27 protein-coding genes and 1 riboswitch are annotated in these 23,452 nt (G+C 36.1%); of the genes, 7 read left to right on the forward strand and 20 right to left on the reverse strand.

What is annotated here, in order from left to right; all coding sequences use genetic code 11:
- Positions 1 to 137: 137 nt before the first annotated feature.
- From RRB46_RS06370 to RRB46_RS06380, 3 genes are all read right to left on the reverse strand, one after another.
- Positions 138 to 458, reverse strand: coding sequence for a type II toxin-antitoxin system RelE/ParE family toxin (locus RRB46_RS06370; RefSeq protein WP_311537892.1), 321 nt, complete (start codon positions 456 to 458; stop codon positions 138 to 140).
- On the reverse strand, positions 455 to 778 hold the full coding sequence (locus RRB46_RS06375) for a type II toxin-antitoxin system Phd/YefM family antitoxin (protein ID WP_106460891.1): 324 nt from the start codon (positions 776 to 778) through the stop codon (positions 455 to 457). The genes RRB46_RS06370 and RRB46_RS06375 overlap by 4 nt, the downstream gene beginning before the upstream one ends.
- 102 nt (positions 779 to 880) lie before the next feature.
- On the reverse strand, positions 881 to 1,108 hold the full coding sequence (locus RRB46_RS06380; protein WP_106460892.1) for a glutaredoxin family protein: 228 nt from the start codon (positions 1,106 to 1,108) through the stop codon (positions 881 to 883).
- A 127-nt stretch (positions 1,109 to 1,235) separates the two neighbouring features.
- Here RRB46_RS06380 and RRB46_RS06385 point away from each other — a divergent pair, with 127 nt between their 5' ends.
- Entirely contained in the window at positions 1,236 to 1,523 is a 288-nt protein-coding gene (locus tag RRB46_RS06385; protein WP_311537893.1) for a hypothetical protein, read from the forward strand.
- Here RRB46_RS06385 and rsmA read toward each other — a convergent pair.
- From rsmA to RRB46_RS06430, 9 genes are all read right to left on the reverse strand, one after another.
- Positions 1,509 to 2,351 (reverse strand): 16S rRNA (adenine(1518)-N(6)/adenine(1519)-N(6))-dimethyltransferase RsmA, encoded by an 843-nt coding sequence (gene rsmA / locus RRB46_RS06390; protein WP_311537894.1) that lies wholly within the window; start codon positions 2,349 to 2,351, stop codon positions 1,509 to 1,511. The two genes, RRB46_RS06385 and rsmA, sit on opposite strands and share 15 nt — an antisense overlap.
- Positions 2,348 to 2,878 (reverse strand): ribonuclease M5, encoded by a 531-nt coding sequence (rnmV, locus tag RRB46_RS06395; RefSeq protein WP_311537895.1) that lies wholly within the window; start codon positions 2,876 to 2,878, stop codon positions 2,348 to 2,350. Before rnmV ends, rsmA begins: the two co-directional genes overlap by 4 nt.
- Positions 2,875 to 3,633: a TatD family hydrolase gene (locus RRB46_RS06400; RefSeq protein WP_311537896.1), complete on the reverse strand. Its 759-nt coding sequence runs from the start codon at positions 3,631 to 3,633 to the stop codon at positions 2,875 to 2,877. Before RRB46_RS06400 ends, rnmV begins: the two co-directional genes overlap by 4 nt.
- A complete protein-coding gene (gene metG, locus RRB46_RS06405) occupies positions 3,633 to 5,579 on the reverse strand; it encodes a methionine--tRNA ligase (protein WP_311537897.1) in 1,947 nt (648 codons plus the stop codon). The genes RRB46_RS06400 and metG overlap by 1 nt, the downstream gene beginning before the upstream one ends.
- A 124-nt stretch (positions 5,580 to 5,703) precedes the next feature.
- The gene (locus RRB46_RS06410) at positions 5,704 to 6,789 is read right to left on the reverse strand and encodes a glycosyltransferase (protein WP_311537898.1); all 1,086 of its coding nucleotides are present in this window, start codon (positions 6,787 to 6,789) and stop codon (positions 5,704 to 5,706) included.
- Between the two features lie 149 nt (positions 6,790 to 6,938).
- Positions 6,939 to 7,307 carry a hypothetical protein gene (locus RRB46_RS06415; protein WP_311537899.1) on the reverse strand — a complete coding sequence of 123 codons (369 nt, stop codon included), beginning with the start codon at positions 7,305 to 7,307 and terminating at the stop codon, positions 6,939 to 6,941.
- Positions 7,308 to 7,652: 345 nt separating this feature from the next.
- On the reverse strand, positions 7,653 to 7,931 hold the full coding sequence (locus RRB46_RS06420; protein WP_311537935.1) for a hypothetical protein: 279 nt from the start codon (positions 7,929 to 7,931) through the stop codon (positions 7,653 to 7,655).
- Complete coding sequence (locus tag RRB46_RS06425; protein WP_311537900.1) at positions 7,907 to 8,950, reverse strand: hypothetical protein; 1,044 nt, start codon at positions 8,948 to 8,950, stop codon at positions 7,907 to 7,909. Before RRB46_RS06425 ends, RRB46_RS06420 begins: the two co-directional genes overlap by 25 nt.
- 133 nt (positions 8,951 to 9,083) lie before the next feature.
- Entirely contained in the window at positions 9,084 to 9,374 is a 291-nt protein-coding gene (locus RRB46_RS06430; RefSeq protein WP_311537901.1) for a hypothetical protein, read from the reverse strand.
- A 299-nt stretch (positions 9,375 to 9,673) separates the two neighbouring features.
- Between RRB46_RS06430 and tyrS the strand changes: the two genes are divergently transcribed.
- The 3 genes from tyrS to RRB46_RS06445 all read left to right on the forward strand — a co-directional run bounded on the left by tyrS (position 9,674) and on the right by RRB46_RS06445 (position 11,710).
- Positions 9,674 to 10,927 carry a tyrosine--tRNA ligase gene (gene tyrS / locus RRB46_RS06435; protein WP_311537902.1) on the forward strand — a complete coding sequence of 418 codons (1,254 nt, stop codon included), beginning with the start codon at positions 9,674 to 9,676 and terminating at the stop codon, positions 10,925 to 10,927.
- Positions 10,928 to 10,995: 68 nt separating this feature from the next.
- Positions 10,996 to 11,577 carry a protein adenylyltransferase Fic gene (gene fic, locus RRB46_RS06440; RefSeq protein ID WP_311537903.1) on the forward strand — a complete coding sequence of 194 codons (582 nt, stop codon included), beginning with the start codon at positions 10,996 to 10,998 and terminating at the stop codon, positions 11,575 to 11,577.
- A complete protein-coding gene (locus RRB46_RS06445) occupies positions 11,570 to 11,710 on the forward strand; it encodes a hypothetical protein (RefSeq protein WP_311537904.1) in 141 nt (46 codons plus the stop codon). Before fic ends, RRB46_RS06445 begins: the two co-directional genes overlap by 8 nt.
- Before the next feature lie 34 nt (positions 11,711 to 11,744).
- On the opposite strand, the gene cytX is transcribed toward RRB46_RS06445, so the two are convergent.
- Together cytX and thiD are read right to left on the reverse strand one after the other, a co-directional pair.
- Complete coding sequence (cytX, locus tag RRB46_RS06450) at positions 11,745 to 12,905, reverse strand: putative hydroxymethylpyrimidine transporter CytX (RefSeq protein WP_311537905.1); 1,161 nt, start codon at positions 12,903 to 12,905, stop codon at positions 11,745 to 11,747.
- A complete protein-coding gene (thiD, locus tag RRB46_RS06455; protein WP_311537936.1) occupies positions 12,889 to 13,707 on the reverse strand; it encodes a bifunctional hydroxymethylpyrimidine kinase/phosphomethylpyrimidine kinase in 819 nt (272 codons plus the stop codon). Before thiD ends, cytX begins: the two co-directional genes overlap by 17 nt.
- A gap of 184 nt (positions 13,708 to 13,891) precedes the next feature.
- A riboswitch (TPP riboswitch) is annotated at positions 13,892 to 13,996 on the reverse strand.
- 167 nt (positions 13,997 to 14,163) lie between these two features.
- Here thiD and RRB46_RS06460 point away from each other — a divergent pair.
- From RRB46_RS06460 to RRB46_RS06470, 3 genes are read left to right on the forward strand one after another with little or no spacing between them, the layout of a single operon-like run.
- Positions 14,164 to 15,360, forward strand: a complete 1,197-nt coding sequence (locus RRB46_RS06460; protein WP_311537906.1) for a winged helix-turn-helix domain-containing protein — start codon at positions 14,164 to 14,166, stop codon at positions 15,358 to 15,360.
- Positions 15,344 to 17,212: an ABC transporter ATP-binding protein gene (locus tag RRB46_RS06465; protein WP_311537907.1), complete on the forward strand. Its 1,869-nt coding sequence runs from the start codon at positions 15,344 to 15,346 to the stop codon at positions 17,210 to 17,212. The genes RRB46_RS06460 and RRB46_RS06465 overlap by 17 nt, the downstream gene beginning before the upstream one ends.
- Entirely contained in the window at positions 17,202 to 18,968 is a 1,767-nt protein-coding gene (locus RRB46_RS06470; RefSeq protein WP_311537908.1) for an ABC transporter ATP-binding protein, read from the forward strand. The genes RRB46_RS06465 and RRB46_RS06470 overlap by 11 nt, the downstream gene beginning before the upstream one ends.
- A 100-nt stretch (positions 18,969 to 19,068) precedes the next feature.
- Here the strand turns inward: RRB46_RS06470 and RRB46_RS06475 are convergent, their stop codons facing one another.
- The 6 genes from RRB46_RS06475 to RRB46_RS06500 form a co-directional block, all read right to left on the reverse strand.
- Positions 19,069 to 19,614 carry a DUF3793 family protein gene (locus RRB46_RS06475; protein WP_296128255.1) on the reverse strand — a complete coding sequence of 182 codons (546 nt, stop codon included), beginning with the start codon at positions 19,612 to 19,614 and terminating at the stop codon, positions 19,069 to 19,071.
- A gap of 3 nt (positions 19,615 to 19,617) precedes the next feature.
- On the reverse strand, positions 19,618 to 20,049 hold the full coding sequence (locus RRB46_RS06480) for a flavodoxin (RefSeq protein ID WP_265236047.1): 432 nt from the start codon (positions 20,047 to 20,049) through the stop codon (positions 19,618 to 19,620).
- Between the two features lie 478 nt (positions 20,050 to 20,527).
- Entirely contained in the window at positions 20,528 to 20,677 is a 150-nt protein-coding gene (locus RRB46_RS06485) for a FeoB-associated Cys-rich membrane protein (RefSeq protein WP_296128245.1), read from the reverse strand.
- A gap of 128 nt (positions 20,678 to 20,805) precedes the next feature.
- Positions 20,806 to 22,959, reverse strand: coding sequence for a ferrous iron transport protein B (gene feoB, locus RRB46_RS06490; protein ID WP_311537909.1), 2,154 nt, complete (start codon positions 22,957 to 22,959; stop codon positions 20,806 to 20,808).
- The gene (locus RRB46_RS06495; RefSeq protein ID WP_106460920.1) at positions 22,956 to 23,183 is read right to left on the reverse strand and encodes a ferrous iron transport protein A; all 228 of its coding nucleotides are present in this window, start codon (positions 23,181 to 23,183) and stop codon (positions 22,956 to 22,958) included. The genes feoB and RRB46_RS06495 overlap by 4 nt, the downstream gene beginning before the upstream one ends.
- Entirely contained in the window at positions 23,183 to 23,407 is a 225-nt protein-coding gene (locus tag RRB46_RS06500) for a FeoA family protein (RefSeq protein ID WP_106460921.1), read from the reverse strand. Before RRB46_RS06500 ends, RRB46_RS06495 begins: the two co-directional genes overlap by 1 nt.
- Positions 23,408 to 23,452: the final 45 nt, after the last annotated feature.

The following is a 23,452-nucleotide window of genomic DNA, read 5'->3' on the forward strand; positions in this document are numbered from 1 at the left end:
TTTTACTTATATTTATTAACCTACCTATAATTATAATACTTTTGGACAAATTTTTAAAATAATTTTTTATATAACAAAGTAAATTAGCTGATAAGGAAAAATCCCCACACAAAAAGAGCCAGTCACCCGGCCCCTGCTTACTTATTTATTCTTCTATAGGCTTCTTTATAAACATCCAAATCAGACCTAGCTCCAATAATTATTACTAGCATCTGTCCGTCAACTTCAACTAATTTATAGACAATTCTAAGACCTGAAGATCTAAGTTTGATTTTTAGATAATCTGATAAATCAAGACCATTTTTATTTCTTAAAGGCTTTCCATAACCTCCCTGGCTTGAAGGAAGTGGGTTTTCTAGGACTCTTTTTAAAATCTTATCCACTTGTTTTTTCATAGATCCATCAAGGCTCATATAATCCTTATAAGCATCCTTAGTTAAAACTAATTTGTATTTCATAGGATTTCATCTAAATCAATTGCTTGGGTATCTTCCAAACTAATACCTGCAAGTTTTTCAAATTCTTCCTGGCTGATTAAATCTTCTTCTTTTAGGGACTTCATCCTCTTTTCTGCTAAGATTAAGTCTTTTAAGTCTTCTATCTCATCTAATAACTTGCTATAGTCATCTACTGATATTAGGACACATTCTGGAGAATTATTTTTAAAAACAAGCTTAGGTCCCTTTTTATTGACCTCATCAAAAATTTTTCCAGCTTGACCCTTGTTAAAATCAGATATAGCTACAGTTTTTTCTTTAATATTTCTTACAAAATCCATAAGCCCCTCCTGTATAATAACTATATATTTATCTATAAAAATATCAATACTTTAATCGATAAATCCCCACACAAAAAGAGCCAGTCACCTGGCCCTTCTATATTATTTTAATTTTTCTTCGATTACTTCCTTATCAAAGCCTACGATGTCTTCGCCATCGATGTTTATTACAGGTACTCCCCTGTAGCCTTTTTCTATAAGGTAGTTAACTGCTTCCTTGTCCTTGTCGATGTTTTTTTCTGTGTATTCAATGCCTTTTTCATTGAAATATTGTTTTGCTGCCTTGCAAAAAACGCAAGTGTTTGATGTGTAAATTGTAATATCGTGCATATAATCCCTCTTTCTTTTTCTCTATTTAATATATACCCAAAAAATAAAATTAGTATAAAATAAAAATAAGACCGAAGTCTCAATTAGAAATATACCCCCAAATTTTTATCTTAAACAAGGAGGAGTCATGAAAAATCAAAATTTTTCCTACAAATACCTTAAAAAGCTATTAGAAATAGGCCATGAAATCGAATTTATTTTTGATAATTTCCCTTATTCTATAAATAATCTGGGCGATGATGACCACCCAAATGCCTGGGTCTTATCAAGTCCTGGTGATAATATTTATTTGGCTGACTTTGATGACAGAAAGGGACTATTTGCTAGCCTTGATAAAATTATTATCAAAGAAAAAAGCCTAGAGGAGATCATAGATAAAGTACTCTACGATCCCTCTAGCCTAACAATTTTCTAAGCTATTTGCTATATTTATAAAATCATCTAGGGAGAGATTTTCTGCCCTGAGATTTTCTTTTAGGCCCAAATTTGCAAAGGCCTCCTTCAAATCTTCCTTAGCTGCCACTGCCGATAGGGAATTTAGGATGGTCTTGCGTCTTTTGGCAAAGCCTGCCCTCACTAGGCTAAAGAGCTTATCCCTGTCCACATCTTTATCATAGGCCCTTAAATCCAGCCTAAGGACTGCCGAGTCTATTTTTGGAGCTGGCATGAAGACTGATTTTGGAACATTGGTAAGCCTTTTGGCATCTGCATAATATTTTACAAAAACTGATAGGGATGAGTAGTCCTTGCTTTTTTCATCAGCTAGCATCCTATCTGCAACTTCCTTTTGGACCATGACGGTCATAGACGTGCAATTTACATCGTCTTCAAAGATTTTTTCTATGATTGGTGTTGTTATATAATAGGGAAGATTTGATACAAAGGCAAAGGGCTCTCCTGCGAAATATTTTTCCTGGATTTGAACCAGATCTGTCTTTAAAATATCTGCATTTATGATCTCAACATTGTCAAATTCTTCCATATTTTCTTCAAGAATTGGAATTAGGGTCGAGTCAATTTCTATTAGGACGAGTTTTTTGCAAGTCTTTGCCATCTCGTAGGAAATTGTCCCGATTCCTGGGCCTACTTCGATAACATTTTTCCCTGCCACATCTGCCCCATCTACGATTTTATCGACAAAATTCTTGTCAATGAGGAAGTTTTGGCCAAGGGATTTTGAAAATCTAAAGCCATAAAGGTCTATTATATCTTTTACAACTTTTGGTGAATATAGTTTTTTCATAAAGCTTCCACTCCCCTTTCAAATTCTTCTCGGCTAATCCCAAAGGAATTAAGCTTTGACAATAGGCCCTTGGCGTTATAATAGCCGATGCCTAGATAATCTCCAAGCTTAGCCCTTTTTTCTCTAGAGTTTTCTCCAATGGCAAGGCCATTATTAAATAAGTCTGCCATGGTAAATTCGCTTGCCTTATCAATTTTTGTTGCCTTGGCCTTTTTTAGGGCCTCTAGGATTACTTCTGGCTCAGCATTTTCAACTCCCAAATCGCCCTTTTTGATGGCCTTGTTTCTGTCAATATAGGCGTGCTTGGCTGTTGGAATTTCCCTGGCAATCTTGGCCCTGATTTTCTTGCCGGCATAGTCTGGGTCGGTTAAAATTATTATCCCGCACCTCTCGTTGATAGCCTTTAGCCTATCAATGAGGTCCTTATCAAAGGCAAGGCCATTTGTGGCTATCATCTCACAGTCAACTGCCCTTTTGACATTGGCTATATCATCTTTTCCTTCTACTACTAGGCATTCTTTTATCATAGGTTGAAAAACTCCTTGGCATTTTTGCTTGTCCACTTAGCAATGGTTGATAGCTTTTGGCCCCTTATTTCTGCGATTTTTTGGGCAACCTCTATTATCCTGCGTGGATCATTCCTAAGACCCCTAAAGGTCTTTGGAGTAAGGTAGGGGCTATCTGTTTCAAGCATGAGCCTATCAAGTGGCACAAGGGCTGCAGCTTGCTTTTCATTTAGGCCATCCTTGTAGGTTACAACTCCGCCAAGAGAGATGTAAAAGCCCCAGTCCATGTAGGTTTTAAGAGTCTTTTCATCTGTCGAAAAGCAATGGATTTGGACCTTTAAGTCTGTAAAGTCTTTTAAAATTTCCATTATATCTTCTGTGGCATCCCTATTGTGAATTACAACTGGCAAGTCAAGCCTTCTGGCCATTTCCAATTGCTTGATAAAAACTTCCTTCTGGAGGTCCTTAGTTTCTGTGGTCCAATAGTAATCAAGGCCGATTTCTCCTATGGCTACTGCCCCTTCTTTGGCTAATTTTTCAATTTCCTCTAGATCATTTTCTCCCATTTCTGCCACGTCTGATGGGTGGATGCCTACCTGGGCATAGAAATTGTCAAAGTCCTTAGCAAGGTCAATATTTGCTCTAGAATTTGCGAGATTTGTTCCTGGATTTACCACTGCTTCTACAAAGAAATTAGACAGGTCTCTTAGGATAAAGAGCCTGTCCTGGTCAAATTCTTCGCTTGTTAAGTGGGCGTGAGAATCTATTAGCTTCATTAAGATACCTTGCTTCCTGGCTTGATGTCGGCTAGGGTTGAAAGAAGGGTCAAGTCATCTTCGAAGTCTGCTGCAAGGAGCATGCCTTGAGATTCAATACCACGCATCTTTCTTGGGGCTAGGTTCTTGACAACAATTACATTTTTACCAAGCAAATCTTCTGGCTTGTACCATTTTTTGATGCCTGATACGATTGTCCTGGTCTCTGTTCCTATATCGACTTTGAAAACTAAAAGCTTGTCTGCATCTGGATGGAAGTCTGCTTCTACAATTTTCCCTACAACTAGGTCAAGCTTGGTGAAGTCTTCGTAGGCAATTTCAGCCTTTTCATCTTCCTTCTTATCATCTACCTTGCTATCAACGAGTCTTTCCTGAATAAGGGCGTTGTTTTTCTCGTGAAGTTTAGCTAGCTCTTCATCAACATCAAGTCTATCAAATAGGTTCTTGCCCTTTGATACCTTGCTTCCTTCTTCTAGAAGGCCAAAGGTCTTGGCAGATTCGATTCCCTTATTGCTTGTGCCTAATTTTTCTAGGATAAGTTTTGTAGTATCCTTCATGGTTGGCTCGATTAATTGAGCTACAATTCTTAAAGTCTCTGCAAGGTTATATAAAACTCTATTTAGTCTTGGAAGATTTGCCTCATCACGGCCAAGAATCCATGGCTCAGTCTCATCTACATATTTATTGGCACGGCGGATTAGCTTCCAAACTGTCTCAAGAGCCTCGTTGAATTTAAAGTCATCCATAAGTCTTACAAAGTCTTCGTAGGTCTTTCCAGCTAGAGCAATTAATTCATCATCATATTTATCAGTTTCTGTACCCTTTTCGATTATGCCGCCATTGTATTTAGAAATCATTGAGGTTGTTCTTGAAACAAGGTTACCTAGGTCATTTACAAGGTCTGAATTGTATCTTTCCATAAATTTCTTCGCAGAAAAGTCCCCATCAGATCCAAAGTTAAATTCTCTTAGCATGAAATATTTAAGGGCATCATTGCCATAAAGGTCTACTAGTGGCTCTGGATACATGATATTGCCCTTAGACTTACTCATCTTGTCATTTTCAAATAAAATCCAACCGTGGGCAAAAACTTTTTCTGGAAGTGGAAGGTCAAGGGCCATCAAAAGGGCTGGCCAGATAATAGTATGGAATCTTACAATATCCTTACCGATTAAATGAACACTTGCTGGCCAATATTTCTCAAATTTCTCCTTGTCAGTGCCAAAGCCAATTGCTGACAAGTAGCAAGATAGGGCATCAATCCACACATAAACTACGTGTTTATTATCAAATGGCACATCCACTCCCCAATCAAAGGAAGTCCTTGTCACAGATAGGTCAGAAAGTCCCTTGTCTATGAAGTTATTAAGCATTTCCTTTTGCCTAAACTTAGGCTCCAAAAATTCTGGATGATCTTTGAATAATTCTTTAAGCTTGTCTGTATATTTTGATAGTCTAAAGAAATATGTCTCTTCTTCTTGGTATTCAACATCACGACCACAATCTGGACATTTACCATCTTCTAGCTGGCTTTCAGTCCAAAAAGTCTCGCAAGGTGTACAATAATAACCCTTGTACTCGCCCTTGTAGATGTCTCCTTGGTCATAAAGCTTATTAAAAATATCTACTACATCCTTTTCGTGGTCCTTGCCGGTAGAACGGATAAAGGTGTCATAATTTATATCAAGCTTTTCCCATAATTTGATGGTTTCAGCTGCGATTTTATCTACAAATTCTTGAGGTTCCTTGCCATGGGCATGGGCTGATTCCATAATCTTTTGGCCATGCTCATCAGTACCTGTAACAAGATAAGCATCATAGCCCATCAAATTTTTATATCTTTTTAAAACATCCGCAATTATTGATGTATAGGTATTTCCTATATGTAAATTGGAGTTTGGATAATATATTGGTGTTGTAATATAATAAGGTTTCTTATTAGTCATCTAGTCATCTCCTAAAAATAATTCTTATTTTATCATACTTCAAAAGCCCTAAAAATCGAAATTTGACTTAAAAAATGAAAAAGCCCAGCCAAGGCTGGACTAAAAGCAAATTCGTATTTAATTATTAGCTTTGACTTACTAAATTATTATAGATATGGCTAAGTTTATCAGCACTTTCCTTTATATCATAGCCTTCTTTTCTTATCTGATCGATATTATTTAGTCTAGTCATATCCTTATTATCAAGGATTTGCCTTATCCACTTATCCTTATCAAGGTCTATGAATTTAGCATTTTCGCTAAGGGATGTATCTGCAGGTACACCTTTCGAAAGCAAGGTCACAAGGCCTGCTGCCTGGGCTTCTATGGCCGCTATTCCAAGGCCTTCCCTAAGTGATGGGAAGAGGAAGATATCAGCTGCCATCAATAGCTCATTTACCTTATCAGAATTTCCATAGAAAATCACTTGCTTTTCTATCTTTAATTCCTTGGCTAAATTTTTAAGGTCATCTTTCATAGGGCCATGGCCCACTAAAAGCAGTCTAAGGCTAGGGTCTTTTTTCAAAAGGTCTGGCATAAGGTTAATTAAAAATTCTTGGTTTTTTATCTCAGAAAGGCTGCCTACATTCATCAGAACATAGGTATTTGTTAGAGATAAGTCTTCCCTTATTTTTTGGCGAATCTGCTCGCTAAACTTATACTTATCAAGGTCTATACCATTATTTATTTTTATGAAATTCCCCTTGCCATACAAGTTACTACCTGCTTCATTAGAGCAGGCAAGCCTTATATCCGAATACTTCATGATATCCTTTTTAAAAATATCCCTTATAAAGGACTTGATCTTAGAATATGATTGGGCCCCGTGGTTGTGGGAAATAGTCATAAGGCCATGTTTTTTGGCTCTTTTAAGGATCAAAGCTTCAGTTCCTCTAAAGTGGCAATGAAGGATTGATATTTCCTTATGATCTTCTAAGATTTTATCTAGGTCCCTTATATATTTTAAGGGATTTTTAAAATCAAGCCTGTCTAAAATAAAAATCCTCCCACCAAGGTCCTCTATCTCTTTTCGACAAGCCTCATTTTCTAGCCTATGAACTATAAAATCAAATTGTATTTTCTCCCTATCCATCTGCCTATAAATTGACATAATGAAGCTTTCAACCCCACCTACAGATAAGTTTCCTAGTACATGTACTACTCTAATCATATATTCATTCTCCATAAAGAATTTCACTTTTCATTATAAAATAAATTATTGTCTTATAGACAAATTTATCTTTATTATACCAGAAATTTCCTTCTAGAAAATTATTTAAAAATAGAGTGAGACGACTAGTCTACACTCTATTTTTTATACTAATTATCTCTTCTTGATAAAACCATCCATTTTTTATCACCTAGATAAACTTCCATACTCCCGTCATCCATTAAGACATATTCGTATATGCCAAAATTAGACTGTCCATTTTTCGTTGGAAGATCAGTTAGATCAACTGTACTCTCAAATTTGCCATCATATTCTATATTCTCTGAACTATCTCCTATATATGTTCTGTCATAATCTACATATGACCTTTCATAATAATATAAATTATCTTGATACATGACCATTGGAGTTCTATCCCATTTTACTTCATCTTCTTTTTTTCCACACCCTATTAAAGCTATAATTGAAAGTAATATAATAAATAACTTTTTGAAAGACATCAAAATTATTTTTTTCATATAATTTCCTTCTATAAACTAATTTTCTTTTAAAATACAATCCTATCTTTATGTAAGTACTAAAGTATCCTCAGTCTCCATTTTTATATCTCATTGGGCTATCCTTTTTCATCTTATACTTCCTTCTTTTAAGAACAAATTAAACTAAAATTTTATAGATTCACTAGTGTTATTAATAATATATACCCAATAATTCTTATCAAGTTAACAAGGGAAATTAAAAAATGATGGGCAAAATAGCTAATCTGCACATCATTTTTTTAATTTATATTTAAGCTAATCCTAAGATATTTTCTCTTCTACTAAGCTTATTTGTTTTTCGAGCTCTTCTGGGGCTGGGCCTCCTTAGGATTTTCGATTTTCTAGGCAGGTTTTAAGATCTATGGCTTCATATATATCTTCTTCAAAGAGGTCTGATTCTTTTTTGTAGGTGGCTAAATCAAGGTCTTCTAGGGTTAGGTTTTTGTCTATGGCATATTTTACAAGCCTTGCTGCAATATGATGGGCATCCCTGAAGGCTAGGCCTTTCTTGACTAGATAATCTGCCACATCTGTTGCATTTAAAAATCCATATTTATTTATATTTATGACAATTTTTTCTAAAATTCTAATTTCATAGATGATAAAGCTGAAACATTTCTAATATTAGCTATAAAAGACCTTACTATTAGCAAAAATTCATCTTCAGAAATTCCAGAAGATTCTACTAGGTATTGGTTATCCAAGTCTTTAAACTCTGCCCTGTATAAATTGCCTTCAGGATAGGCAGAAAGTACCATTTCTTGTCCGTAGAAGTTGGATATTTTTTTATCTTTTAAGGAATAATCGCTCCAGATTTCTTCATCCTTGCCTGCCATTTGGAAGAGAATTTGTGAATCACCCCTAGTTAAGTAAATTTGTAGGAAAAGTCTCTTGTCATAAGCTCCTGATTTAGACTTTCCTAGGACTTCTGTTGGCTTACCAAGCTTATAGCCATCAAGATTTTCTACAAGTTTTTTAACAAGCTTTCCGCCATCAGAATCAGCAAGGTCTTTGGACTTAGCATCTAATTTTCTGCTTGAAATTCCTTTGTTAAAAATAATTTTATCTTCCTCTCCACAAGTCTCAATCTGTTCAAAGCTTAACTCTGGTCTATCTATCATATCCAGGGTCTCTTTGTTGGTGTAGTCACTATCTACAAGGCCCAAATAATCAAAATAGTCACGGACTTTTTGTAGGCCATTTGCCCCTAGTTGGTAGATTTCTAGCCAATCTCTCTTGCTAATCTTGCCAAAAACTGGCGCATCCATATCCTTAACTTCTTTCCACCTGTCTATGTGTTTATCGCCAAACTTATACCATTTGATAATGGTTTGGTAAAAGGAATTGTAAGTTATTACAAGTCTTTTAATCTCAGGTCTTTTTAGAATTTCTTGTTTTTTCTCTTTAGATATCTTTCCAACCTTACTTTCCCCATAAGGGTGAACTTGCCTGCCTTTTGTGACCCCAAAATAATGAAGGGCTGGCAAATACATTCCATCTTCATAAGAATAATCTCCCTTGCCAAAGCCTTCATCTGTGTATTCCTTAGAATCAGCAAAGGCCTGAGCATTTGGCATTAACATGGCGACCATTAGTGCGCCTGCTATAAGTTTCTTTTTCATGCTTGCTCCTTTCTTTTTCTTGTCTTTACTTATTATAAATATACCCCTTTTTTATAATTTGAGTAATTAATTATTACATTAAAGTGTGATGGTTAAAAAAAACAAACTAATCCTAACTGACTTTTGTCTACATTTATTTTATAAGCCCATTAAAAATTGATGAAGGTCCTGTTGTTGGATACTGCCTCATTATCTCTGTATATAAATCTAGTATTTCTTTACTTAGAGAATCAAAGCCATCTGTTAATTGAAGTTTGTTAATAGACACTTTTAAATCTTTAATTTTCCTTAAAAAACTAACATTTTTCTTTGTTTTATATGCAAGTAGAACCTCTTTTTCTTTTTCATTTATAGACTTTTCTTCAAGTAAATTTCCTATTATTTCATCTAATTTATCTTCTGTAAGTTTTGGATAATCTTTCATATATCCTCCAATATTTGAAAATTATTACAATACTATAGTATAGGATGAAACATATTCTGTCAATAATAAATTAGTAATTGTTGACAAAATAGCCTTTCTAGTGTTAAGTAGATGTAAGAATAAAACTTACAATGAATTCCAGTAGGATAGTTTGAAATAACTTATCTGAACTTACACTTTCATTTTGTTTAAGGCGAATATGGGCGCCTGTCCCATATGTAGAGTATAAAAAAAGCTGGTACCGCATTTGTTGCGCTTTTATGCTCTTTTTTTGTGCTTATTTTAAGAAAGGAAGAAATATGAAATTTACTTACGAAAAAGAATACGATAATGTTTTTGATGAACTGGTAGATCGTGGCTACTATGAACAAGCCACCAACGAAGAAGAACTTAAGAAAATCCTAGCAAATGATTCTGTAAAATTCTACTGTGGTTTTGATGCTACAGCTGATTCACTTACAGTTGGCCACCTTATCCAAATTATGGTTATGATGCGTATGCAAAACTATGGACACAGGCCAGTTGCCCTTCTTGGTGGTGGTACAACCCTAATCGGTGACCCATCTGGTAGAAGCGATATGCGCCAAGTTATGACAGTTGAAAGAATCGACCACAATGCTGACTGCTTCTATAAGCAATTCCAAAGGTTTTTGGACTTTTCTGACGAGGGCGGAGCTGAAATGTTAAATAACAAAGATTGGCTCCTTGACCTTAAATTCCTAGAATTTTTAAGGGATGTAGGAAGCGAGTTTCTAGTAGGTGAAATGCTTAAAAAAGATGCCTACAAGAATAGACTTGCAGCAGGCGGCCTAACATTTTTCGAATTTTCTTATATGCTTCTCCAATCTTACGACTTTTTGAAAATGTACAGAGAAAATGGCGTAACCCTTGAAATGGGTGGGTCTGACCAATGGTCAAACATCATCGGCGGAGTTGACTTAATCAAAAAACACGAAGATGGCAAGGCCTATGGTATGACCTTCTCCCTTCTTACAACAGCTGATGGAGTAAAGATGGGCAAGAGCCAAAAAGGAGCTGTATGGCTAGATGAAGAGAAAACTTCACCATATGAAATGTTCCAATACATGAGAAATGTGGACGACAGGGACGTGGAGAAATTCCTCCTTCAACTAACCTTCCTACCTACAGCAGAATGTAAGAAACTAGGATCAGCAACAGATGCAGTAGAAATCAACAAGGCCAAGGAAACTCTAGCCTACGAAGTAGTAAAACTAGTTCATGGCAAGGACAAGGCAGATGAAGCCCTATCAGCAGCAAGAGCCCTATTTTCAGGCAAGGGTGATGAAAGCGCCATGCCAACCACACAAATTGCCAAAGCCGACCTTCCGAAAGGTCTTCTAGCCCTAATGACAGAAGTAGGCCTAACCAAATCAAACGGTGAAGCAAGAAGAACTGTCCAACAAGGCGGCGTATCAATCAACGATGAAAAAATCACAGACCCAGCCTTCGAAGTCACAGAAGAAATCTTTGAAGATAATAGAATAATAATCAAAAAAGGCAAGAAAAACTTCCACAAGGTGGAGTTAGCCTAAAGATTAGCAGGCCCTAAGGTCTGCTTTTTTTATTGGCTAAGAGTATAATTTATAAAAAAGGAGGGCCTATGAACAAGAATGAAGAATATTTGAGCAAAAAAAGAGCCATAGAGCTTTGGGATACTGGCCTTATAGATGATTTTGAAGTGGGCACTTTCAAATCCCTAGCAGATATCCACGCCTATCTCTTTCAAGATGTCTTTGATTTTGCTGGCAAAATCAGGACTGTAAATATATCTAAGGGCTCTTTCCGCTTTGCCCCCCTTCTTTTCCTGGAATCTAATCTTGATATAATAGAGAAGATGCCAGAAACAACTTTTGATGAGATTATTGATAAGTATGTAGAAATGAACGTAGCACACCCATTTCGTGAAGGCAATGGCAGGGCAACAAGGATTTGGCTTGACCTTATCTTAAAGAAAAACCTAGGTAAATGCATCGATTGGGACAAGATTGATAAGTTTGCCTATCTTTCCGCTATGGAGAGATCTGTTGTAAACACACTTGAAATAAAATATCTTTTAAAATCTGCACTCACAGATAGAATAGAAGATAGAGAAGTTTTCATGAAAGGAATCGACAAATCCTACCTCTACGAAGACCTCTATGACATATCTATAAGAGAAATTGACAAGGAAAATCATGACTGAAAAAGAAAAAATGCTTGATGGTATCCTTTATGATGGAAATTACGATGATGAATTAAAAAAATATACTAGCTTTGTTTTAAATAAAGGCCAATTAAAAACTGACTCCTTATGTCAGTCAGACTTTTGTCTATGACTGAACTTTTGGGTCAGTTTTTGCTTATAATTATTTAGTCTTTTATTAATTTTTCTGCGATTAGCTTTAGGATAAGGACAATTACAATACAAGCTATGGTTGAGCCTATAAAAATATCCATCTTTAAGAGTATCCTATAGATGATAAAGCCAATTAGCCAAATTATCATATTTTTAACATAGATGTCGCAGCTTGTGACATCTTTTTTTATTATGAAATAATCTGCTATTTGAACTGCAATCATTGGAGCAAAAACAGAACCTATTAGGTAAAGGAAGTCTGTTATATCATCCATTGGGAAAATTATTGCCCCGATTGTACCTATAATCGTGACAATTATTCCTACCTTTTGACCGTTCACTTTTTTTGATAGGGATTCGGCTGATATACCTGCAGAATAAGCATCTAGGAAGGTGGTTGTAACTGTAGATAGGATAATTATCAGCATGGCAGCAAGGCCTAGGCCTGATTTAACCATAATCATGGCTATGTCGCTTTCCTCTGTAAGAAGGGCCATGCCCATTCCTATCACATACATCCAAATTGATACAAGGCTGTAAGTTAGAGTTGATGTGAGGGTTGCAGCCTTTGGGTCTTCTGCCTCTCTAGTGTAGTCAGAAATAAGTGGCATCCAAGACATTGGCATGGCTATGGCAAGCTCAATGGCAAGGCCAAAGCTCATGGCATCAGCAGTGGATTCTGACATAAAGTCAACTCCTTTTAGGATTTTAAAGGAAAGGACAATAGTTAGGATAAATAGAAGTGACATGGAAACTGTATTTAGCTTACCAAGATTTGAAATTCCAATCTTTATCCAAACTAGGATCAAAAGTCCAATCACTAGGGCCCAAAGGATGTGGCCTGTGGCAAAGACGTGGGAAGTTGAAATTGCCCCGTCATAGATCATGATGGCAGTCCAGCCTACAAGTTGGAGGACATTTAAGAAGGCGAAAAATAGGCCGCCCTTTTGGCCAAAGGACATCTTAACTGTTTCCATGGCTGATTTTTCGCTTTTTCCTCCGATTATACCTGCCAAATATAAGAGGATAGCCCCTATCAAATGGCCGATGAGGATGGCCATAAGGCCGTTTTTAAAACCTAGGGGTGCAAAATAAGTTCCTGTAATAATTTCTGCTATGGAAACCCCTGCCCCAAACCAGATGAGGCCATTTTCAAAATTAGAAGTCTTTTTCATCATAGACCTCCTTATATTCTTCCTTTATATCAAAGGCGTGGTTCATTGGGCCTGAGCCTTTTCCTAGATCTAGCCCTGCGGCAAGGGCCTTTGAGATATAGTCCTTGGCTTTTTTGACTGCTTCATCCATTGGATATCCTTTGGCAAGGTTAGAGGCGATTGCTGATGATAAAGTACAGCCTGTTCCGTGGGTATTTTCTGTGTCAATTCTCTTGCCCTTAAACCAAGTACCTGTTCCATTTGCATAGAGGTAGTCATTGGCATCATTTAAGGCATGACCGCCCTTTAAGAGAGTTGCGCACTTATATTTGGATGAAATTTCCTTAGCGGCCTCTTCCATATCTTCTACAGAATTAATTTTCCTACCGATTAGGATTTCTGCTTCTGGGATATTTGGTGTTAGGACATCTGCAAGTGGAAAGAGCTTATCTTCAAGGGTTTTGATAGCATCATCTTGTAATAATTTTGCCCCGCTTGTTGCAACCATTACTGGGTCTACAACAATATTTTTGGCCTTGTAATGGATAAGTCTTTCTGCAATTACCTCGATTAAGCCACTTGATGAAACCATACCAATCTTAACTGCATCTGGAAAAATATCCGTAAAAACCGAATCCAATTGTTCTTTCAAAAATTCTGGACTTGCTTCTAAAATGTCACTTACGCCGGTTGTGTTTTGGGCAGTTAGGGCTGTGATCGCACTCATGGCAAAAACCCCATTGACTGTCATAGTCTTGATATCTGCTTGTATACCGGCGCCTCCACTGGAGTCTGAACCCGCAATGGTCAATGCTTTTTTCATTTCTGTCATAAAAATCTCCTTACATTGTTTTCTATAGCGATAGAAGGTGGTGCCCCCAATCTAACGCTTATTATTTTTACTTGCCTTTTGCAAGCTTGCCGATTTTCGACAAGAATCTTCCTTTCTTAAAAATTTACAAAAAAATAAGACAAGCAAGGCCTGTCTTAATAAGCTCTCATAAGAGTGAGTAAATTTGTACACATCCCTACGTTGGCATTACCCAAATCAGGTAAGGTCGAGGTTTATAACCTCCTCTCAGATCTTAGAAAGAACTCCCTTGTATACATCAATTTTAAAACTTATAGGAAATAATGTCAAGGAAAATTTTCCTATAATTCATTAGATTAATATCGAATATAGGTCTATTGAAGTTAGATGTAATTTGTCTTATAATTAAGTTAATAGATATCGAATATAAGAATTACCATTAGATATAAATCGAATAAAGGAGCTAATATGGAAAAATTCAAGGACTTTAAACTAATAAGAAAACCCCTGCTTGTAAATGAAGCTGGCCTTATGATCTATCTTTATACCAACTACCTCACAGCCAAGAATAAAGATTTCTTTTCCTTTGAAGATTCTTACCCAGGATTTAACTATTCACAGGATTTAAATTTAACTTCTATAGACATCGCTTTTAATAGCAACGATACTTATATAGATTATGTTAAAAAAATAAAAAAAGAATCTCTTCCTTATCTTGAGGATTTTTTCAACAATCAAAACGAAGATATTTTAAATCTTTTCTACATTTTTTCAGAAAATGACGGTAATTATCTACCTTTCTTTGCAGGAATTTTCCAAAATATTAATGTTACCGATATAAAAGATTTCACCTACAACCTCTTTGAGCTTGTATTTGACCTATCTTTCTTAAGATTTGTTGGGGTCGATATAAATGATTCAGGCTTAAAATCAACAAATATAAAGGAATGGACGGCAAAAGCTTTAAAATCTGATTTTCTAAGCCTTATACCTACTCTTCCCTATGAAGATACGCTTGCTATGGAGCTTTTGAGATCTTTTTCTAATAAGAAATCAATTTATAATAGACTCTATCCTCTTCTTGAGAAAATCTGTGAAATTCTAGCAAATAATTTTCCTATGATTGAGAAAATTTTCGAAGACCATTTTGAAAATATAGAAAAAGATGATTGCAAAAAAGTCTATGACCTTATAAATCAAGTTGGCCTTAATGATTTTCTTAGAAAAAGAAAAGAGGCACTTAATATCTATGGCCTAATCCTTGCACCGAACATGACTATGATCCAATTTATATCAGAAGATTATGATGATGCCTTCATAAAATTTGGGATTTATTCAAACAAGGACTTTGTCAAAAAAGAAAATAAACTAAAACACCTTAGCCAATACCTAAAAATCCTAGGAGACCCTACAAGAATTGACATCTTAGATCTCTTAAAGGAGAAAAATCACTATGCAAAAGAGCTTTCTGATAAGCTTTATATAACTCCTGCTACACTCTCCTATCACATTAGCCAGCTTCACGTTTGTGGCTTTATCGGCGCCTACATTGAGGGCAGGAAGACCTATTATTATTTAAGACGTCCCGGTTTTGACAAGGTCATAGAAGAATTAACCGAATTTTCTAAGGATATAAGGGAGGAAAATCATGGAAAAGAATCTTAAAAACCTAAAAGAAAACTTAGCCCAAAATTTAAAGGACGAAGATCTTGTAAAATCATATTTAAGAGCCGATAAATTATCAAATATCGACCTATTAAAGATGGCCTACCAGCCTTTTAAGGACAATCTTAAAATTAAATTATCTCTTTTAATCTATCCCATAACTGCAGGCTTAATTCCAGTAATCCAGGCCTTTATCATGTATTACTTGGTTGATCTCATAGAAAAAAACACCGACCTTAGGACAATGATTGTCACAATTACAGCCTACGCCCTAATAATTTTCATCTGTTCTATGCTTTCAAATCAGATAGAGCGTAGAACTTACTCAACTTATATGGGTACGAGGCTATCCACCTTCATCAAGGCTTCTGGTCCTATCATGGAAATGGACTACGGTCTTGGGGAAAATTCTCTCTTTATGGCAGAATTTTCCAGAGGTTTTGAACCTTTTTCTAACAATGTCCAGGGTCTAGAAGGGATTTACCATGATATGTATAAAATTTTGGCAAATCTTATCTCCTTTGTGATAATATCAGTGATTATGGCAAAATTATCTCCCCTAATTTTTATCCTTGCCATAATTTCAATCCTAATTCAGCTTATGATTAGATCTTATACAAATAAATACAGACATTCCCACATGGGAGAGCTTAACAAGGTTAGGAGAAAGACTGACGCCTATTACAAGGAAGCATCCGACTTTCGCTTTGCCAAAGATATTAGGGTATTTTCCTTCAAGGACAGGTTTATAGAAGGTTTTAAGCCTCTTGTGGCAAATGTAGTTAAGATTTCAAGGACCTTTATCAAACCTGAGATGTATTTATCCCCTGTCCTTGCAGTCCTCCTTGTAGGAGTCGAGGCTCTTTGCTTTTATTTCCTAACAGGAAAAATTTTAGCAGATCAAATTACCCTTAAAAACCTAACCCTCCTTATCACTTCAGTTGCGATTTATTCTCAGGTTATCCTAACTCTTGTAATAAACATCTCTCAAACCAGGTCAAATCTACTTTATGTGTCAGATGGCTTTGATATGATTAGGGCAGACCTCAAGTCAGAGGCAGGAGATAAAAAAATCATAGGACCTATGGCCATAGAATTTAAAAATGTTAGCTTTTCCTATCCCCTATCTGATGTGAATGTTTTGGAAAATCTATCATTTACAATTCGTGAAAAAGAGAAGGTCGCAATTGTTGGTGTAAATGGAGCAGGTAAATCTACCATAGTTTCCCTTATCTTAGGCCTCTACAAGCCAACAGCAGGCGAAATTTTAATTAACGGCATAAATGCCAATGACCTTGACCGTAAGGAAAGGTATGCCGCCTTTGCCACAGTTCTACAAAATGTAGAACCTCTTGCAGTTTCTATTGCAGAAAATGTGGCAGCGACTGATAAGAATATCGATAGGGACAGGGTAATCGATTCACTAACAAAGGCAGGCCTTGCCTATAAGCTTGACCAACTTCCAAAGGGGATTGACACCCAAATGACCCGAAATATCCACGACGATGGGACACTTTTTTCTGGAGGAGAAAATCAGAAACTTGCAATAGCCAGAGCTCTTTATAAGAAGGAGGCTGGAGCATTAATAATGGATGAGCCAACTGCAGCCCTCGATGCCCTTGCAGAAGAAAAAATCTATAGGGACCTTGATGAAATCAGCAAAGACAAGACTCTGATTTTTATCTCCCACAGACTAGCATCTACCAGATTTTGTGATAAAATCATGCTCCTTGATGGCGGCAAAATCACAGAATATGGAAGTCACGAAGAGCTTTTAAAACAAAATGGTCTTTATAAGGAAATGTACGAATCCCAAAGAAAATACTATTTGGAGGAAAATAATGAAAAATAAATTAAAAGCCCTCTGGCTTTTTGCAAAAATTACGGCAAAAAACGATCCTCTTTATATACCGGTCATTATCCTAAATGCCTTGGCCCCTGCGGCAGCAACCATGATCAACGTCTTCGTGCCAATGATTTTTATCAACCAAATCACAGAGCCAAGGCCAACAGGCGACTTTATAAAAATTGTTCTACTCTTAATTATAGGAAAAATCCTCCTAGAAAGCCTTGAAAGACTTTTAAGCAGAGAAGAATTTGTAAGACGCCAGGGAATTAATGATTATTTGACCTTTGAGCTTGCCAAAAAAGCCATGGATTTGACCTACCAAAACATAGAAAATCCTCACACCCTAGACCTAAAGGAAAAAGCCAATGCTGCCATAAATATGGGGGCTATCCATAACTTGCTATCATGCCTTAAGGATATAATAACAAGTGTGGCAACCATCATAGGAACTGCCCTTGTAATTATATCTTTCTCCCCTTACTTGGTCGCATTTTCAATATTTATTTCTCTCTTAATAATTTTTGTAAATGGAAAAGAAGCTGCCTACACAAGCAAGTTTGACCTAGAGATTGTAAATGTAAACAGGAGATTCTCTTATTATTTCTCCCTCATGGCAAGTCCCCACTACCAGAAGGAAATTAGGGTTTTTGACCTAGGGCCTCTTATGAAATCAAAAACCAAGGGCTATCTAGATGAGATGATTGCTGGCTTTGAAGATAAATTTGCCTATGAGGCCAATATGGGAGCTCTCAAAATATTTTTAGAGTCTATTCTAAGGTTAGTTTCCTACACCTATGTAGCAATGAGAACCCTATCTGCTGCCTACGGGCCACAGATAAATTTTGGTTCATTTTCTGCTATCATAGCTGCAAATGAAAACTTCATGACAGCCTTTCAGACCATGTTTTCTGAGCTAGCAGCCTTTATAATGAGCCTTGCCAACCTCGAGCCCCTCTATGATTTTTATATCCTAGATTCTGACAAGGAAGAAAATTTAAAAGAAGCAGGAGAATTTGAAAGCCTAGTCTTTAAAAATGTATCCTTCACCTATCCAGGTTCTGATAGAAAGATTATTGATGATATATCCTTTAAAATCAACAGAGGCGAGAAAATCTCTATTGTGGGTGTAAATAACGCAGGAAAGACAACCCTAGTCAAGCTAATCCTTAGATTTTTTGATATAGATAGCGGAGAAATTTTATACAATGGAGTCAATATCAAAAATATCTCAAAGAAATCTCTTTATAAAAAGATTAGCGGAGTCTTCCAAGATTTTTCAATCATGCCTTTTACAATAAAAGAAAATATTATAGGAAATATGGATTATGATGTGGAAAATGTTAGCGAAATTTTAAAGGAATTAGACCTAGATGAGAGGGTTAAAACTCTTGAAAATGGCCTTGATACCTATCTAAACAAGGATATCTACGAAAATGCCACAGACCTATCCCTTGGCCAAAAGCAAAAACTTGCCATAGCCAGGGCCATCTACCACAAGCCAGAATTTATAATCCTAGATGAGCCAACAGCAAGCCTTGACCCATTGGCAGAAGCACAGGTCTATGAACATTTTAACGAAATGACCAAAGATAAGACCGCAATCTTCATCTCCCACAGGATGAGCTCAACCAGGTTCACAGACAAAATTCTCCTCCTAGATGAGGGGAAAATCGCAGCCTACGATAGCCACGAAAAGCTCATGAAATACAAAAACAAATACTCCGACCTCTACAAGGCCCAGGCCAAGTATTTTGTATAAAATTTATCCAAGTAAAAAGACCTAAATTTCAAAGCTTAGGTCTTTTTTACATTCAATGATATTACGTTTTTAGGTTTGATCTGTACTATTACTAGTTTATCTATGCAATTACTAGTTTATCTATATCTTGGCCTTTAATGTAGGTGTCCATATAGGCCTTTCTTGTTTTATCGTAAAGGGCGAAGAGTTTTTCTTTTTCTTCTTTTTGGCTGTAGACCTTCCAGTATCCACAGCAGAGGTAGTTTTGGCCCTTGTTTGCAATAAAACCTTCCACATCTTCGTATGGGTAGCCTAAAAAGCATCCAATCTCATGGGGGAAATATCCTAATGACAGTTTTTTGATAACGCATGATAAGCACTTATCGAGAGATTCAACTTCATAGTCTAGGCTCTTTAGGAATATTTTTATCTGATCTTCAGCTAGGTAGGCTTGTAACTTATCTTTTCTATATACAAATATTAGTGAGCCCTTGTCATTTTTTGCTACCTGTCTAAAATATATATCAAATTTATTAAATCTCTTATTCCATTCCTTTAACAAGTCTATGATATATTCCCTACTCTTGCCTGCAATTCTGAAGAGGTTGGCAGGCTTGATATTAGCTAAGACTTGGGTGCAGTGACTAAGTAGATAGGACTCACCCATGGCTTAAAGTGCTTTTGCTAGGCTTTCAGCAAGATTTCTGCAAGCTTCAAGATCTTCATCTTGTGGAGTATCATAAGCTATTAGACCATCTGCTACAAGGTTGATATTGTCATCTTGGCATCTAGATGTCCAGTTTTGCATCCATTCGCCATCTGCCCATTCGTATGAACCAAATAGGACTACTGGTTTATCGCCAAGTTTGTCTTCTACTGATTCAAACATTGGTTCAAATGAACCATCTTCTAGCTCTTCTGATCCCATAGCTGGGCAACCAAAGGCAAAACCATCAAAGTTTGCTACATCATCAGCTGAGAAATTATCTGAAAAGATTTTTTCTGCTTCATGACCTAGGTCGTTTAATTTGGCTGTGATTTCATCTGCCATCATGTCTGTATTACCTGTTCCTGACCAATATACTACTGCTACTTTACTCATCGTTTTTTCCTCCAAAATTTTAATATTTTTTAGTTACATTCTAACTATGTGTACCCTTTTTCTTTCGGGTAAGATTTATATTTGATATCATAATGATAATGATAACCTATATCATACTTTACTTAAAAAAATAAAGTTTACTCTGGATCATCTCCTCGACAAATTTATATATTATTTAAATCTACCTTTATCGGATTCTTCCTGACTTTCTTTGTCAGAATGAAATAGAAATTTGATTGTCAAGGGATGAACCTTGTGAAGACTTATGTGATATTGATAATTTTTATCAAAAGCCTTTCAAAAAAAATTAAGTATACAGCCTAGACATCAGAAATTTAGCATAAGACTATTTATTAATTCCTTTAAGTTTTGACTTTTCTTTTCTAGTCAATTTTATAAATTAGCTTTTTAGTCTTAATATTTTCTTTATGCCTGGCATCTTTTTTGTGTTTTCGTTTTTTATATTTTTAGCCTAGTCCTAGTGGCAACAAGATTTGTGATCATTGTCGCTAGAACATCCTGAACAACCTCCACAATCACCTGATGTTTTCTTGATAAATCTTGTGTAGATTACATAAGAACATGCTGCTAGTACTAAGATTAGGATAATCCATGATGGTAAATTCATTTTTCTTCCTTTCTTTTATAAGCCCTCCCCCCTTAAAGGGGGCTGACTTAAATTTAAGCTCTTACTTGATTTATAATTTTAAACTTGAAATTCTAGTTTAAGGATTTACTTTCTAGCTTCCTTTTAATCTAAGCTTTGGCTAATGATTCGTTGTATGCTAAGTTTTTTCTAGAGCTTCCTTTTCTTACTACCATGTAGATGAAGAAGATTAGGGCTACTAGTCCAAGTACTGTGCCTATTCCAAATTTACCATAAGCAAAGAAGCTTGCTAGTTGATAGAAAATGAAGCTTACTATATAAGCAAAGCCCATTTGATATCCTATAGTTATGGCTGTCCACTTATTATCATCCATTTCTGTCTTGATAGCACCTACTGCTGCAAAACATGGCATGCAGAGCATGTTAAATAGTAAGAATGAATAACCTGCTACAGGTGTTCCTATTGCGGCACCAAAGGCTTGGAGTAACTCAGGTGTATCTTCTGCAACTTCACTACCTAGACCTAAAACAACTCCCATTGTAGAAACTACGTTCTCTTTTGCTACGAAACCTGATATTGTTGCAACTGTTGATTGCCAGCTTCCAAAGCCTATTGGCCTAAAGATTACGCCGATTATGAAACCTAATACAGCTATGATTGATCCTTCTGAGTTTTCTTCAATTAAGTGTAATCTGAAGTCGAAGTGTGTTAAGAACCAAATTATAACAGCTGATATAAAGATTATTGTTCCAGCTCTCTTAACATAGGCCTTAGACTTATTATAAACATCAGTTAAAACTGATTTTACTCTTGGTGCGTGGTATGGAGGTAATTCCATAATAAATGGTGCTGGTTCATCTGCTAGTGCCTTAAATTTCTTTAGGATAATTCCTGAAAAGACAATTGAAGCTATACCAATCATATAGAATGAGAATGATACCAAGGCTTTGTTTTCTGGGAAAAATGCTCCTGCTATAAGGGCAATTACTGGTAATTTTGCTGAACAAGGCATGAAAGTAGATGTCATGATTGTAATCTTTCTATCTCTTTCATTTTCGATTGTTCTTGATGCTTGGACACCAGGTACACCACATCCTGTTGCAACCATGGCTGGGATGAATGATTTACCAGATAGACCAAATCTTCTAAAGAGTCTGTCCATGATGAAGGCTACCCTTGCCATATATCCTATATCTTCTAGGATTGATAATAGGGCAAATAGAACCATCATTTGTGGTAAGAATCCAAGTACTGCTCCCACACCTGCAAGAGCTCCATCTGTTATCAATGATTGAATAACTGGGTTTACATTAGCGCCTTCCATCCATGCTCCAACACCTGGTATTAGGGTATCTTCAAAGAAACCATTTACTAAATCTGTGCCCATGGTTCCTGGTGAATGTTCATAAACTGCACCGAAAAACACCAAAAACATTACTAGGGCAAAGATTGGTAGACCTAAGATTCTACTGGTTACAATCTTATCAACCTTATCTGTAAGGCTTACCTTTGGTGGAGCCTTGACTAGGACATCGCTTGAAAGATTAGCTAAGTTTTCATATCTAGCTGTGGTGATGATTGATTCAGCATCATCTTCTAGTTCTTTTTCTAGCTTATTTCTAGCCTCTTCTACCTTAGTTTTTAATTCGCTTGTAAGCTTGATATGGCCTAGTGATTCTTCGTCATTTTCGAAAGCCTTGATTGAATAATATCTAGATAAATCTTCACCAACTATTGGCTTTAAGCCAGCTTCAATTGGTTTAAGGGCTTCTTCTAAGTCAGCATCAAAGGCCATTTCTTTTGGTTTTTGACCATCTTTTGCAACTTCTAATATTTTCGCTATTAATTTATCAACACCCTTTTCCCTAGCTGCAACAGTTTCAACTATAGGAATATTTAGTTTTTCTTCTAGGGCCTTGATGTCAATCTTATCTCCCTTTGATTTAACTATATCCATCATGTTTAAGGATATAACCATTGGGATTTCTAGTTCTGCTAGTTGGCTTGTAAGGTAGAGGTTTCTAACTAGGTTTGAACCATCTACTAGGTTTACTATTAAGTCAGGTCTGTCATTGATTAGATATTCTCTTGAAACAACTTCTTCCATTGTATATGGAGAAAGTGAATAAATACCTGGCAAGTCTTCTATTATTACGTCTTTGTGGCCTTTTAATACGCCTTCTTTTTTATCAACAGTAACCCCTGGCCAGTTACCTACCCTTTGATTTGAGCCTGTTAGGGCATTAAATAGGGTGGTCTTACCTGAGTTTGGGTTACCAGCAAGTGCTATTCTTATACTCATATCTTTTCCACTCTTATATTCTTCGCATCTTCTTTTCTAATACTTAGTTCATAACCTCTTAGGTTAATTTGGATAGGATCACCTAGTGGAGCAAGTTTTCTTACAAAAATTTCTGTATTTTTTGTAATTCCCATATCCATAATTCTTCTTTTTGTAGGGCCATCGCCCTCAAGTTTTACAACTTTTACAGTATCCCCTACTGGCACTTCATTTAAAAATGGCATTAGGCTGCTACCTCCTTAACAATTATCTTACTAGCTAATTCTTTATTAAGGGCAAATCTATTATCATCAATAGTAAATATGTAGTTGACCCCATCAAAATTCAAAAGCTTTATTATTCTACCTTTAGCAAAACCTAGGTTATTTAGGTGTTTTATAATCTTTTCATCGCCCTTAAGTTTGATTACTTCGACTGTATCACCTATGCTATAAAATGTAATAGGCATAATCTCTCCTCTATAATTTTAGTTTTATTGCAATATCTTTAAATA

It is taken from the genome of uncultured Anaerococcus sp. (assembly GCF_963512375.1).
In the GTDB taxonomy this organism is placed as follows: Bacteria; Bacillota; Clostridia; order Tissierellales; family Peptoniphilaceae; genus Anaerococcus.

Coding starts and splice junctions, on each gene's coding strand:
- RRB46_RS06370 (WP_311537892.1), bottom strand. CDS start 458: ATGAAATACAAATTAGTTTTAACTAAGGATGCTTATAAGGATTATATG.
- RRB46_RS06375 (WP_106460891.1), bottom strand. CDS start 778: ATGGATTTTGTAAGAAATATTAAAGAAAAAACTGTAGCTATATCTGAT.
- RRB46_RS06380 (WP_106460892.1), bottom strand. CDS start 1,108: ATGCACGATATTACAATTTACACATCAAACACTTGCGTTTTTTGCAAG.
- RRB46_RS06385 (WP_311537893.1), top strand. CDS start 1,236: ATGAAAAATCAAAATTTTTCCTACAAATACCTTAAAAAGCTATTAGAA.
- rsmA (WP_311537894.1), bottom strand. CDS start 2,351: ATGAAAAAACTATATTCACCAAAAGTTGTAAAAGATATAATAGACCTT.
- rnmV (WP_311537895.1), bottom strand. CDS start 2,878: ATGATAAAAGAATGCCTAGTAGTAGAAGGAAAAGATGATATAGCCAAT.
- RRB46_RS06400 (WP_311537896.1), bottom strand. CDS start 3,633: ATGAAGCTAATAGATTCTCACGCCCACTTAACAAGCGAAGAATTTGAC.
- metG (WP_311537897.1), bottom strand. CDS start 5,579: ATGACTAATAAGAAACCTTATTATATTACAACACCAATATATTATCCA.
- RRB46_RS06410 (WP_311537898.1), bottom strand. CDS start 6,789: ATGATTAGAGTAGTACATGTACTAGGAAACTTATCTGTAGGTGGGGTT.
- RRB46_RS06415 (WP_311537899.1), bottom strand. CDS start 7,307: ATGAAAAAAATAATTTTGATGTCTTTCAAAAAGTTATTTATTATATTA.
- RRB46_RS06425 (WP_311537900.1), bottom strand. CDS start 8,950: ATGAAAAAGAAACTTATAGCAGGCGCACTAATGGTCGCCATGTTAATG.
- RRB46_RS06430 (WP_311537901.1), bottom strand. CDS start 9,374: ATGAAAGATTATCCAAAACTTACAGAAGATAAATTAGATGAAATAATA.
- tyrS (WP_311537902.1), top strand. CDS start 9,674: ATGAAATTTACTTACGAAAAAGAATACGATAATGTTTTTGATGAACTG.
- fic (WP_311537903.1), top strand. CDS start 10,996: ATGAACAAGAATGAAGAATATTTGAGCAAAAAAAGAGCCATAGAGCTT.
- RRB46_RS06445 (WP_311537904.1), top strand. CDS start 11,570: ATGACTGAAAAAGAAAAAATGCTTGATGGTATCCTTTATGATGGAAAT.
- cytX (WP_311537905.1), bottom strand. CDS start 12,905: ATGAAAAAGACTTCTAATTTTGAAAATGGCCTCATCTGGTTTGGGGCA.
- thiD (WP_311537936.1), bottom strand. CDS start 13,707: ATGAAAAAAGCATTGACCATTGCGGGTTCAGACTCCAGTGGAGGCGCC.
- RRB46_RS06460 (WP_311537906.1), top strand. CDS start 14,164: ATGGAAAAATTCAAGGACTTTAAACTAATAAGAAAACCCCTGCTTGTA.
- RRB46_RS06465 (WP_311537907.1), top strand. CDS start 15,344: ATGGAAAAGAATCTTAAAAACCTAAAAGAAAACTTAGCCCAAAATTTA.
- RRB46_RS06470 (WP_311537908.1), top strand. CDS start 17,202: ATGAAAAATAAATTAAAAGCCCTCTGGCTTTTTGCAAAAATTACGGCA.
- RRB46_RS06475 (WP_296128255.1), bottom strand. CDS start 19,614: ATGGGTGAGTCCTATCTACTTAGTCACTGCACCCAAGTCTTAGCTAAT.
- RRB46_RS06480 (WP_265236047.1), bottom strand. CDS start 20,049: ATGAGTAAAGTAGCAGTAGTATATTGGTCAGGAACAGGTAATACAGAC.
- RRB46_RS06485 (WP_296128245.1), bottom strand. CDS start 20,677: ATGAATTTACCATCATGGATTATCCTAATCTTAGTACTAGCAGCATGT.
- feoB (WP_311537909.1), bottom strand. CDS start 22,959: ATGAGTATAAGAATAGCACTTGCTGGTAACCCAAACTCAGGTAAGACC.
- RRB46_RS06495 (WP_106460920.1), bottom strand. CDS start 23,183: ATGCCATTTTTAAATGAAGTGCCAGTAGGGGATACTGTAAAAGTTGTA.
- RRB46_RS06500 (WP_106460921.1), bottom strand. CDS start 23,407: ATGCCTATTACATTTTATAGCATAGGTGATACAGTCGAAGTAATCAAA.